At 26.2% G+C, this 13,193-nt stretch carries 12 protein-coding genes; 1 reads left to right on the top strand and 11 read right to left on the bottom strand.

Annotation, left to right across the window (positions count from 1 at the left end; all coding sequences use genetic code 11):
- Positions 1-145: 145 nt before the first annotated feature.
- Positions 146-589: a hypothetical protein gene (locus tag CQA69_RS07875; protein ID WP_137621237.1), complete on the top strand. Its 444-nt coding sequence runs from the start codon at positions 146-148 to the stop codon at positions 587-589.
- Between the two features lie 10 nt (positions 590-599).
- On the opposite strand, the gene CQA69_RS07870 is transcribed toward CQA69_RS07875, so the two are convergent.
- The 11 genes from CQA69_RS07870 to CQA69_RS07820 form a co-directional block, all read right to left on the bottom strand.
- Positions 600-6,416, bottom strand: a complete 5,817-nt coding sequence (locus CQA69_RS07870) for an SNF2-related protein (protein ID WP_137621236.1) — start codon at positions 6,414-6,416, stop codon at positions 600-602.
- Positions 6,417-6,461: 45 nt separating this feature from the next.
- On the bottom strand, positions 6,462-6,728 hold the full coding sequence (locus tag CQA69_RS07865) for a hypothetical protein (protein ID WP_137621235.1): 267 nt from the start codon (positions 6,726-6,728) through the stop codon (positions 6,462-6,464).
- 2 nt (positions 6,729-6,730) lie between these two features.
- Positions 6,731-7,291 (bottom strand): P-loop NTPase family protein, encoded by a 561-nt coding sequence (locus CQA69_RS07860; protein WP_137621234.1) that lies wholly within the window; start codon positions 7,289-7,291, stop codon positions 6,731-6,733.
- Positions 7,292-7,504: 213 nt separating this feature from the next.
- Positions 7,505-7,858: a hypothetical protein gene (locus CQA69_RS07855; RefSeq protein WP_137621233.1), complete on the bottom strand. Its 354-nt coding sequence runs from the start codon at positions 7,856-7,858 to the stop codon at positions 7,505-7,507.
- Positions 7,859-7,989: 131 nt separating this feature from the next.
- Positions 7,990-8,403, bottom strand: coding sequence for a hypothetical protein (locus CQA69_RS07850; protein WP_137621232.1), 414 nt, complete (start codon positions 8,401-8,403; stop codon positions 7,990-7,992).
- Positions 8,396-8,908 (bottom strand): hypothetical protein, encoded by a 513-nt coding sequence (locus CQA69_RS07845; protein ID WP_246023137.1) that lies wholly within the window; start codon positions 8,906-8,908, stop codon positions 8,396-8,398. Before CQA69_RS07845 ends, CQA69_RS07850 begins: the two co-directional genes overlap by 8 nt.
- Before the next feature lie 10 nt (positions 8,909-8,918).
- A complete protein-coding gene (locus tag CQA69_RS07840) occupies positions 8,919-9,410 on the bottom strand; it encodes a hypothetical protein (protein WP_137621231.1) in 492 nt (163 codons plus the stop codon).
- Between the two features lie 9 nt (positions 9,411-9,419).
- Positions 9,420-9,989 (bottom strand): BspA family leucine-rich repeat surface protein, encoded by a 570-nt coding sequence (locus tag CQA69_RS07835; protein ID WP_137621230.1) that lies wholly within the window; start codon positions 9,987-9,989, stop codon positions 9,420-9,422.
- Positions 9,990-10,005: 16 nt separating this feature from the next.
- Positions 10,006-10,359, bottom strand: a complete 354-nt coding sequence (locus CQA69_RS07830; RefSeq protein WP_137621229.1) for a hypothetical protein — start codon at positions 10,357-10,359, stop codon at positions 10,006-10,008.
- A 14-nt stretch (positions 10,360-10,373) separates the two neighbouring features.
- Complete coding sequence (locus tag CQA69_RS07825; protein ID WP_171000361.1) at positions 10,374-10,862, bottom strand: YopX family protein; 489 nt, start codon at positions 10,860-10,862, stop codon at positions 10,374-10,376.
- Between the two features lie 103 nt (positions 10,863-10,965).
- Positions 10,966-13,146: a DNA topoisomerase 3 gene (locus CQA69_RS07820; protein ID WP_137621227.1), complete on the bottom strand. Its 2,181-nt coding sequence runs from the start codon at positions 13,144-13,146 to the stop codon at positions 10,966-10,968.
- Positions 13,147-13,193: the final 47 nt, after the last annotated feature.

Raw genomic sequence — 13,193 nt, 5'->3', positions numbered from 1 at the left:
ACTCAAATGCTTTTGCACATCAATGCACTCAATCAGCTACAGCAAGGAGAGCGAAGAAGAGCCGATAATATCTTGCGATGGACAAGTGCTAGGAATAATAAGATTGCAAGAGATGAGTAATTTATAAGAGAAAGGAATATAAAAAATGGAAAATTTATATTATGCGATGCTAGATTTCAATATTATGGAATTAATTGGATTAGTTGGAATTTTTATATGTTTGATTATGATTTTATTGATTATTTTAATAAAAAATAAAAATACAAAGATAGAAAAGAAAATGGTAATAAAAATTCCAGCTTTTTGCATATTATTATACTTTATTGTATTAGTAGTTTGTTTATTTAACACAAAAGAACCAAATCCAACCTATTTAGATAATTTAAAAATTCCAAATAATATCTCTAGCAGATTTTATATGACTAATTTAGGATTTGGAATTTGCTATAGAGATAATTATACAGGCGAGACGTGTTTAAATTATCTAAAATACTTTGAAAACAAAAATAAGGAAGAACAAGAAGAAAAAACAAAAAAAGAAAAAACAATAAAAGAAAATATTAAAGAATTTTATCAAAGCAAAAGGTAATTACCTTTTGCTAATTAATTTTAATATCATATTCTTTCTGAATATTATTGTTTTTATTTAAATTTTCTAAAATCTTTGCAGATTTTGGTATAAAATCGCTTTTATAATCTTTTTGTGTGCTCATTTTTTCTATTTCATCCATAACAATACGATTATCTTCTCTTAATGCCTCTAAATAATCTTTTCTTTTGTATTTTGGAGTGTTATCTCCTGTAATACTTTTTAATTCTGCGATTTCTTTTTCGAGGTTTTCTATCTTATTTTGATTAAATTGGCTAAATTTTTCTAAATTATTATAAAAATTGTTTAATTTTTTTATAAAACCACCAAAACTGACTAAATTTTCCAATTTAAAAAAAGTTTTCTTGTCTCTTTCATAGATCATATTTTCAGGTTCCATTATTGTTTTGCCATCAGGAGTTGAAACATAAAAATTTATGGTATCTAATCCAGTTTTTTCACCACTAATAATTAGTCCTTTATACTCTAAAATTTTATATTCTTGTTGATAATCATTTGCTATCATTTTAATGGTTTCTTCAAAATTTTTTATAAGTTTTTCTTGTCTATTTTTATTTAAATCGCTAGTGTCGTCTTTAAAAATAATAAAATCTTTTGTGAAAACGTTTTCATTATCATTGACATAATATTTCCCTTGAAAGTGTTCGCTATTATTTTCTTTGATTATTGTATTTAAAGTTTTCATTTTGATTATATCTTTTTTTAGCAGTTCAATCTTTGAAAGATTATCTCTAAGACTTTCTTCATTATTGTGTATTTGTCTTTTATAGCCACTATAAAGCATTTCTTCTTGTCTTAAATCGCTATTTAATTGCACCTGTAATAAAATGAGAGGATTACCTGTAGCTTCCGCTTTCATTTCAGCAGCATCTGCTGCACCACTTGTAATATCCTCTAGAGTTCTTACATCAGCACCAGCTTTTCTAAATTGCTCTATAGATCTTGCTTTGCTTTCAATAACTTGCCACATTCTAGCATCATAGGTTCTTTCAGTTGCATATCTAAACTCTTTTACTCTAAAGTTTTGCGGATCTCTCATAAAGAGTTCGTTGCCTTGTCTTATAACTCTACCGCTTCTTTGTTCTAAATCACTAGGACGCCAAGGACAATCTAAATGGTGTAAAGCTACAATTCTTTTTTGCACATTTGTTCCAGCACCCATTTTTTGTGTTGATCCAATTAAAATTCTAGCTTTTCCTGAATTCATATCTGCAAAAAGTTGTCCTTTTTGTAAATCTGTTTTTGCATCGTGAATAAAACGAATTTCATTTTGTGGAATACCTTTAGAAACAAGCTTTTTTAAAATATCAGTATAAACGTCAAATTTAGCTTGTTCTGCTAAAATTTCATCAAGACTTTTGTTACTTTCTTCTTCTGTTTGTTCTATTGTTTCATTAATATTGACGAATTCTTCTTCCTTTTCTAATTTTAATATTGTAGTAGTATCGTTGTTATTTAAAGAAATTTTTTGAGAATGTTGTTTTGGAGTAGACAAATCGCAAAATATTAATTGTGTGCCTTTATCATCATTCCAAGCATTATACTCACTATAAACATTTTCAATAAGTTTATTGATTTTAGAATCTGCGTAATCATCACAATGCGGATCAATTAATCTAAAATCTAGTCCAGCTTTTCTAGCGTCTGTGGTGCAAGCAAGTAAATTATTTCTAGCAATATCTTCTTGTTGATTTTCCATTCTCCATACTATAGAGCCTTTATTCCAATTCCCATTTTCATCTTGAATACCTATAAATTCTGCTATCGCTTCACTTCTTGGAGCAACAATATTAATAGGTTTATCATTATAAAGTTTTGGCACGAAATCTTTTTGATATTTCATAATATCATTGTTTGTTACAATATCAGCTACACTTTTATACATAGTAGAAAGTTCAGGAACATTTTTAAATTTATTAAATCTTGCTACTACTTTATAATTAATTCCAGAACTATCAAGCTCCCAAGCGTTTGTAACTTCACCGAAAGTGGAAGCCCAAGAGTCAAAGCTTTCTATTCCTTTTTCTTTTAATACATTTGGTTGTATATATCTTTGCAAGGTAAAAAGTTCTGTAATTGAATTACTGATAGGTGTTCCTGTTAAGAAGTAAAGCTTTTTATCTTGCTCGTGAATATATTGTGTTTTACAATAAAGATCATAAGCTTTTTGAGAGCCTTTTAAATTTCCAAGACCACTTATATCTCCCATTGAAGTTGTGATAAGTAAATTTTTAAATTCGTGTGCTTCATCAATTATTAAAGCATCAATTCCTAATTCTGAAAAATCAATCGCTTTAGATTTTTTATGCGTTGTTTGTAAATCTCCAAGTTTTACTTTAAAATTTTCAATGCGTTTTTCTAATTCTTTGACAGAGTATCGCATAGTATTTTTATCATCTTGTTTTTTTTCTAAAGTTTTTTCTAAAATACGAATATCTGCTTCATATTGCTTTTTAATAATTTCATAAGGTGCAGGGATTAATTTAAATTGAGAGTGTGTCATAATAATAGCATCATAATTATTTGTAGCAATTTTTGAAAAAAACTTTTCTCTATTATCTTTTTTTAAATCATCATTTGTAGCAACTAAAATATTTGCATTTGCATAAGCGTGATAGAATTCATCATTCCATTGTCTAGCTAGGTGATTTGGCACAACAATTAAAGGTTTATTTAAAAGCCCCATTCTTTTTTGTTCCATTACAGAACAAATTGCTACCAAAGTTTTACCAGCACCTACTTGGTGATCAAAAATGATACTATTTTCCTGAATGGCTCTATATATAGCGTTCTTTTGGTGTTTTTTTAATTTAATATTGCTATTAAAATTTGGAAGTTCTAAATTTTCTCCATTATATTGGGGTTCTATATTTGTATTAAACCTTTCATTGTAGATATTTTCTAAATCTGTGCGTCTATTATAATCTTTATAAATCCATTCTATAAATTCATTTTTTAAATTTTCTAATTTAGAATTAGCGATTGCAGTTTCCTTAGGATTAAGTTCTCTATATTCTTTGCCAGATATATCTTGTTTTTTATCGTAAATGCGAATAGGTTTTCTTGATAAAGCGTGTTCAAATAAGTCAAAACAACCTATCTTCTCGGTAGCATATTGTGATCTGATGTAAGGACTTAAAGAATAACCAAAACCTTTAAGATTCCATTCTCCTGTTTCTTTTATTAAGAATAAGTCATAATCATTAGCAGTAATTTGTAAAGTTTTTTCTATAAATTCTTTGTAATATTTTATAGGCACCCAAGTCGTTCCTAAGCTTATTGAAATATCAACCGCTTTTAAATCTTTAGGTAAGACTTGTTCCAAGCTTTCTAAGTTGTTAGCAAATTCACTAAAACCTTCTTCTACTAATTTTTTTACTTTTTTGTATTTTTCTTTAACATTACCTGAAAGATATTTTTCAGCTAAAACATAATTAGTGGGATTATTATGATCTTTAAAGATTAATTTATCTTGTTCTAAAGTATTAAGTGTTTTATCTAATGGTTGTTTTAAATTAGTTTCTAAAAATTGTAAATCAATTCTTCCATACTCATTAATACTAGCGATTAGTGCTTCTTTTGGAGTTGAAATTTTAAGTTCTTTTTGTGCATTTATAGTTCTTTTGAAAAAAATATCGGCTTTATTTGCACTTGGAGCTATAGGATCGATACCTTCTTTTAAGGCGACATTTTTTGAAATGCCTGCATTGTAATTTTTTTCTAAAGCTAAAATTTTATTTGCTTCTATATCTTCTCTAAATGCTTTTTTGTTTGCTTCTCTATTTAAATATCCTTCTTTAGCTACAAACTCATCATAAAGTTTATTTAAATGTTTTCTTTGATTTTCTACTAAAAGATCGTTTGATTCATTTTTTTCATATTCAATAAGAGTGTTAAATTGATTTCTAATAACAATGAGTTTTTTAATCCTTCTTTTATCGTGTTCATTCAGAGTAGGTTTTGAAAAGATTATTTCATTATCATTTCTAATTCTCATATAAATTTCATTATTGTATTCAAAATAATTGCCATCTTTTAATTTGCTTAAAACTTCACTATATTTTTTGTATTCAGGCGATTCTTTATCAATCCTGTAATAAGATAGCTTAATTTTTGTTTCTTGATATTTATAAATATCTTTTGGTAAAGTTTTTATAAAATTTTCTAGTGCAAGTTTTAAATCTCTACCATCATCTAAGCACTCTAAATTATAACCATATTGAGAACTTTTAATATCCATTTTTCCTAAGATATTTTGTGGATTATTTTTAAAATACTCATTTATTCTAAAATCGTTAAAAATATCAGGATCTATGTCTCTTTTTTCAGCTTCATCAAAACAATTATTATAGAACTCTACACTTTCTAGCCAAGATTTATCTATATTTAAATCTTTACCCTTTTTTAAAAAGATAATATCAGTAGTAACTTCTGTATTAGCTCGTTTTTTGAAAGTATTATTTGGTAATCTTACAGCACCTAAGAATGTTGCTTGTTCTGCTATATAATTTCTTATAGTGTCATTTTTAGAATCTAAAAAATAACTTGATACTACAAAAGCAGCAATGCCATCTTCTTTTAAATTTTTAATTGCGTTACCGATAAAATAATTATGCACACTTGACTTATTTAACGTGGGATCATTCGGATCTAAAATCTTTTTTTGACCAAAAGGAGGATTGCCTATAAATGCGTCGCAAGGTTTATCAAATAAATGATGTTGAAATGCTTTATTATATATTGTTTGATTCGGATATAAGTTTTTTAATATATTTGCACTTATAGTATCAAGCTCCACGCAAGTAAAATGATATTTATCACTATAATTTTTTGCATAAGATAAAAAAGAGCCTATACCAGCACTTGGTTCAAATATTTCTTTAGTGTGATCATCGTTGTTAAACCCTAACTGATTAAGCCCTTGATAAATTGTATCAATGATAATTTTTGGAGTATAAAAAGCATCCAAAGTAGAAGTTTTTGCTTTTTCATATTCTGCATAATTAAGCGTATTAATAAGTTCTTTAAATTCTTTTTCCCATTCTTTGTTATGATAATCAAAAGCTTGGGGAATTCCACCCCATCCTGAAAATTTATTTAGAATTTCCTGTTCTTGTTTAGTAGCATAACGATTTTCTTGTTCGATAATTTTTGAAAGTTTGATAGCTTGAAGGTTTTTTTGAAACCTATCTTTTAAAGAGCCAAGATAGATTTCATCATCGCTTGTAAAATCTAATTTTTGTCCAGATTTGTCGTCTCTTTTTTCAAGTCGATCATTTCTTGTTGTAGTTTCCAATACTGATTGTTGATCGTTTCTTCCTGTATCTGTTGTTTGTCTTTTATCATCATTTCTTGAAATAGAGGAGAATAGATTTGAGGTTCTATCGCTATATATTGATTGAGATTTATTTCTTCTTCTGCTAATATCTCCATATCTGTTAGCCCCTGATCTCTCTTCTTGTTTGCTTCTTTGCTCTCCAAGATTGTTAATTCCATTTGTGCTTGTGGTAATGCTAGTGTCATTAGATCTGACATTCCTAGATTCTTGATTGTGTTCGGATAAATTTCTGCCCATCTCTCTAGTATTATCAAGCTGTATTGTGGTATTTTCTTGTCTATCCACGCTTGATGTATTTGATGAAATGCCAGTTCGTTCAATATTGTCTGTAACTTCTCTATGTTTGGATAATTTTCTATTCTGTTGCTCATTTTCTTCTCCTTGTGTAAATTCTAATTCTATTAAGTCAAATAAATTTCGACCACCATAATATTTTTCATCTTCAATTTGTCTTTTTGTTTTACGCATTTGTATCCTTGTAGTTTTGTTTTTTGCAAGGATATTTTAACATTTTTAGTTATTAATATTTAAAGCTCTAGCCTCTTTTAAAATCAATTTTCTTATATAAGTGCCATATTCACTAACTAATTCTAACTCCATTAGCTTTTTTAAAATATTCATTTCTTGTTCATTTAGTCTGCAAACTACTAAATTATCTCTTCTTAATTTTTGATCTATGGTTTTTCTTCCAGCTGATTTTTTATCGGCTTTCTTATAGGTTTTTTGGGAACTTGTTTCAGAGTTTAAAGCTTCTGCTATTGTAAATGGTTTTTTTTCCATTGTTATTTATCCTTTCTAATAAAATCTAAAAGTCTTTGATATTCATTGAAAAAGTTTGTATAACTTAATCTTGAAAGATTGTTTTCGTTATAAAGCTCAGTGAAAGAAGCTCCGCTACTCATAGAATTTTCAATTATTTTTGAAAACTTAAAGAAAAAAAGATTTAAATCTGTAAAATTACTTTCAAGAGTTTCGCAAATTTGGTTTTTTTCCTTTTCATCTCTATAATCTGTAACCAAAATACAAATTCTATTATCGTTGCCTATTTCGTTTAAAGTTTCTAATGTTCTTAGCAATGAGTTATAATTACTTGTGCAAGGAATAATAATCTTATTGCTTTCTTTAATAATATCCAATACTCCTTTTTCTACAAATCCACCAAAATCATAAACACAATTGTCTATTTTTTTTGGGGTTGGTAAAATTTTTGCTTTTTCAGGATAAATTCTTTCTATAATGGAATTGTCATTGCTTTGCAAAAAACATCCTAAATCTTTAGCAATTGAAAAAGCAAAAGGAGTTTTTCCAACACCACCTTTTTTATTTACAACAGATACTATCATAAAAGAAATCCTTTTTATAATTTTGTATAATATTATATACTAATATTTATTAATAAATAATAAAATTAAATATTATTTATTTTTATTTAATATTTTCATTATAAACTTCACTTGCAAAGACAAATGAATAAATTAAAATCAGGTAACTCTTCTCTAGAGAAAATAGTAATAAAAGCAACATACTATATAAATAGCATAAGTAAAAACATTTTTTTAGTCAATTTTCTTCAGTCGTTTTTGTATCTCCATTAACCATTCTTTATCTATTTTTCCACCCATAAGATAAATTACACAATCTTTGAGAGAAAAACCATAAGCTAATTGAGCATAAGCAAAAAATATAGATATGGCTGTCATTAAATCAACTAGAAGTAAAACTATTCCCATATAAGATAGATCCGCATTAAATACCAATATTAAAAAAAGTAGAGTTCTTAAATTAATGAAAATCGCGTGAATTTTTGTGTAACTTAATAGTTTATATATTGTATTTCTAGCATTAAACAAAAATCCGCACATTAGCTTGTTTAGTCCAACAAGAAAAAAGAAAAGTCCTATTGAAATCATTTTTGCTCCTTTTATTTATTTTAAAATCATTGGAATTATTATAAAATATTATTTATTAAAATTAACTTAAATTAATTAAAATATATTAATATTATACATTAATTAATACTATAGTAGATATAGAGTGTTTTTCAAATTATTCCTTTTTCTCTATTATCCATCATCAGTTTTTTAAATTCTTCAAACATTTTGTTGTGGGTATAATACATCATTACTTTGTCTAAAATAAACAAATCTCCCAATAAAACATCTTTATTTTCATTATATAAGGCTTTTAATATTAATTTTTCTGGATTTTTTTCTTTTAAATCTACTTCTGAAATTTTCTTTTTCTCTTTTTTAATTTTAAAATATAAACTCACAAGAAGTGTTTCATTTGTTTTTTCAAATTCTATTAATGAAATTACATCATCTAAACATATTTTTGATTTATATTCAAAGACAAGTCCAAAGTTATCTATCCGATTTTCAATACAATCTTTAAAAACCCATATAACCTTTTCATAGTTTTTTCCCATAGCTTTTTTTATGAAATTATTATTCATACTTACCCCTTTCAAAATATTCATATTCTTCTTCACAAAATAAACCCAAAAATAAAAAGCATAAATAATTTAATTCCTTAACTTCGTTTTGTTTTAAAAGTTCAAAAAATTGATTTTTACTTAAACATTTTTGTTTTTCTATTCCTTTTGAAAAATAAGGAATAATTTCTATATTATTTTTAATAAAAAAATCAGGTTTTATAAAATCTTTTTTCTCAAAATCAATTTTAATGGTTTGCATTGTCAATTCTTCAAATAATGAAGTTTTTTTAAATAAATCCATTGTTGTAAAAATATCATTATTTTTATATTTTTCAAAATATTTTTTTGGCACAAAAACTCTAAGACTTATCTCAAATTCATCCACTTCATTGCAAATTAAATGATTAATATATCCAAACAAAAATCTAACTTTGGTTCCATATTTTTTATAATATTCTTCTTTGGTTGTATTTTTCTCAAAATCTTTATTTTTCATAGAAAAATAACCTTTTATCTCTTTCATTTATAATCTTTCATTTAGATTTTTTATGTAAATATTTGTATTCTTCTTGGGTAAATTTACTACTTAAAATATAAGTTATGTATTTTAATTCCTTAACTTTCATTTCTTGTAAAAATCTGAAAAATTGTTTTGGACTTAAGTCTTCGTCATCACATAATTGAAAATAAGGGATTATTTCTATATTATGCTCTTCAAAAAATTCAGGAACGATTAAATTCCAAGTTGAATTTTCAAAATCAATTTTAATAGTTTGTTTTTTAAATTCTTCAAAAAAAGAAGTTTTCTCAAATGATTTTATCATTTCTGCATAGTTTTTTATTTTTGGATTATTAAAATATTTTCTATCTATCCATACTCTAAGCGACATTTCAAAATAATCATTGCTCTCATAATTTTCTTTATTTGCATAACCAAATAAAAATCTGATGTCGTCATTGTTTTTAAATTTATTAAAAAATTCTTCTTTATTCATCATTTGAATTTCTAACATACTGCTACTCATTTTATCTCCTTAATTTTTATTTTTTAATTTCTTTTGGGTATCATATTTTATTTTTAAATAATCCCAAAAACTGCTTTTTTTTGTTCCAAAAAACATACTATCTATGTTTTCAACGTTACTTATATCCCATTTGTCTAGTGGTTGTTTAAAGCTTATGGCTTCTTCAAACATACTACTCATATCTCTGACTTTAGATACATTCCAATTGTTTAATGGCTGGTTAAAAGAAGAGCAACTTTGAAACATACCACCCATATTTTCAACGTTACATACTTCCCATTTGTCTAGTGGTTGATTAAAATTTCTACAATAAGAAAACATACACGCCATATTTTTAACGTTTTTTACATTCCAAGATGAGATATCTTCATTAAAATAGGTTGCTCCAAGAAACATACAACTCATATCTGTAACGTTGCTTGTATCCCATTTATCTATACCTGTAAAGTTTATTCGTTTGCTTCCTTCAAATATCCTAGACATATCAGTAATATCAGAAGTATCGATATCACCTAAATTGATACTTCCTACTTGCACGAGTAATCTTAATTCTTCGTTATTTTTTGGTTTTATTTTCATTTTTTATCCTTATTAATCAATTATTTTTAAAATCTTTCAAATTAATTTTCTTATAATTTGTTTCGTAAAAATTTTTTAGCTCATAAAAAGTCCGATCCTTTCCTTTTAAATTAAATCCTGTCAAATCTATTTTTCGTTCTTGTTCTTCTTCGTAAGATATTATTATGTATTTTTTTCTATCCTTTGAAACAAAGGCAAAAGTATTTTTACTATTAAATAGATCGTATGTTTTAAGCTGATTGTGTTTGTTTATAATTCCATATAAAAAATTTAAAAAGACGTTTTTTGTAAGTTCTATATTTTTTCTTTGAAGTTTTTCCATTAATAACTCAGCCTCATCCCATATTAAATCATAAAGTTTTTTTGACATTTTTTCTTTTCCTTTTAAAAATTCTCAAATAAATCTTTATTGTTGTGGATATTTCCAATAACTTCTATCACATTTAATTTTTCTAGTTTTTCTAATTGATTAAGAGACATTATGGCTTTAAAATAATTCTCTTTTACTTTTTCTTTATCTTTTAAATTTATATAATGATTAAGCGATGGCACAAGATTAAATACTCCTTTTCTAAACTTAACAAGCCTAGAATAAGCCATAATAGGAGTATCTATAACATCGTTCTCATAAATCTTTTTTCCATTTTTATCGTAAAATCCAGTCCAAAGCTCAATCTCTATATCTAATTCATCAGGCTTTGAAATATCTAAATATCCCTTTACATCTTTAACTCCTAAATCTTTATACTTAATCCCTGCACCGACATTTATTTTTTCTTTATCGCTTTTTATAATAAAGATATAAGGATTTGGTTTTAAAAAAACTTTTTTTGTGTTATCCCAAATCCTAAAATCAAAATCACTTAATTTCATATTACACCATTGTCTCATAGAACTATAATATTATTTATTTAAATTAATTTAAATAAATTAAAATATATTTATATTTATTAATGTTATATATTTTTGTGTAAATTTATATTTTCGGTTTCCCATTATCATCATAATACATAGCCTTACAACCTTGCTTAAATTCACTACAGCCCCACCACCATTTATTTCCATTTTTACTTTTTATTCTTTGTAAAAATCCTTTATTACATTGTGGACACTTATGAGTAGTATCATTATTTGTTTGTTTTGTTTCAAAGTTTGGTGTGCCTTTATTATCAGCGTAGATAGCTTTACAGCCTTCTTTAAATTCACTACAGCCCCAAAAATATCCATATTTCCCTTTTCGCTTAGTTAAAAATCCCTTATTACATTGTGGACATTGAATTTTTGGTTTATTTTCATCTTCTAGTATTTTAAAGTCTTCATTATTGCTAATTCTTTGAATTTCATTAATAACTTCTTTTGTAACTTCTTCTAAGAATTGATTTCTTTGCAGTTCCAATGTTTCTATCATTTTTTGTTGCTCAAACCATAAAGCTGTCATATCAGGCGTAGTAAGTAATTTCGGAGAAAGTGCGATTAAATTTTTACCTTTTTTTGTAGATTTAACAACCTGTTTTTTGTCTTTACTTACCTCTATATAACCTCTATCGATAAGGGTTTTTAGATGATTAGATCTTGTTGCAGGAGTGCCAATACCCCCACTCTCTCCTTTTTTATCTTTGTCTTTTTCAATTAAAAGTTTTTTTATTCTTTCATCTGTTACATATTTTGCAACGCTATTTAAATCTTTAAGTAATGTTGTCATAGTATAATAAGGACGAGGCTTTGTTTGTTTCTTTTCAATCTGTATTAAAGAACATTTTGCAATATCACCATCTTTTAAACTAGATAGATCATATTCATTCTTATCACCATCTTGCTCTTCTTTATCATTATCTATATTTTGCCATAAACTCCTAAAGCCGTTTTTTATCGTTTTATTTTGTGTGGCAGTAAAAATTCTTTGATTTATTTCTAAATTAATTGTAGAAGTTTGATATTCTCTAGGATTAAAGAATTGAATAATAAATCTTTTAGCAATTAAATCATAAACATAAAGCTCATCTTGAGTTAATTGAGATGAAATTTTGTTTTGAGTAGGTATTATTCCATAGTGTGCTGAAATATTAGAATCATTGAAAGCTTTACTTTTTATTGTTGTATCGCTATTAGAAATGAGAGTTTTGATTTCATCATTGTTTAAATTCTCTTTTATGCAGTTTAAAATTTTTGGTGCTTCTTCAAACATTGTTTCAGGTAAATATTGACAATCAGATCTATTGTAAGTTATTGCTTTATGTTTTTCTCTCAAAGATTGTGTAATTTGTAGTGTTTTATCAGGACTAAATCCAAAAATTTTTGCACATTCCGCCTGTAAAATAAGTAAGTTATAAGGCAGTGGCGGATATTCTTTTTTATTTTCTATTTTTAAGCTTATATTTGCACTTTGATTTTCACAAGAATTTTTAATTTCTTTAGCTATATTCTCATCTAAAATTTTTTCTTCTGTTTTTAATCTTGCTTTAATAATATTACTATTAATTTCAAAATCTCCTAGTAAAGAATAATAGTCTATGCTTTTAAATGTTTCAAATTCTTTGTCTCTTGCTACCACTAATCCTAAAATAGGAGTTTGCACTCTACCGACACTTAAAACACCCTCAAAACCATTTTTTTGTGCAATTGCGGTATAAGCTCTTGTAAGATTCATCCCTACTATCCAATCCGCTTGACTTCTTGCAAAACCTCTTTCGCTCATTCCTTTAAAATCTGTATTTGGTTTAATTTTTGCTATTTCTTCTCTCACTGCTTTTGGTGTTAAATCATTAATTAAAACTCTAAATACAGGTTTAGAAGTTTTAGAATATTGCACAATTTCATCGACAAGAATTTGTCCTTCATCGTCCGCATCACCACAATTTACGATAGAGGTAATTTTATTACTATGAATAAGATCACAAATAATTTTTAGTTGTTTTTCGCTATCTTTCTTGGGTAAATATTTAAATTCTTTAATAGATAGTGGTAAATCTTCAAGTTTCCATAATTTATATTTTTCATTATATTCTTCAGGTTTAGCAAGTTCTAAAATATGCCCAAAAGCCCAAGTAACAATATTATCACCTTTTTGTATATATCCTTCTCCGCTTTTATAGTTGCCATCCAATCCTTCTGCAATTGCTCTGCCAAGTTCAGGCTTTTCAGCTATAAATAATCTCACTTTTTACCTTTCTAAATCTGTCATTTATTTCTTTATACTATTAATAA

This window comes from Campylobacter estrildidarum (genome assembly GCF_005406205.1).
GTDB lineage: Bacteria > Campylobacterota > Campylobacteria > Campylobacterales > Campylobacteraceae > Campylobacter_D > Campylobacter_D estrildidarum.
The sequence above is the reverse complement of the archived record's forward strand: the minus strand, read 5'-3'. Positions and strand labels throughout refer to the sequence as shown.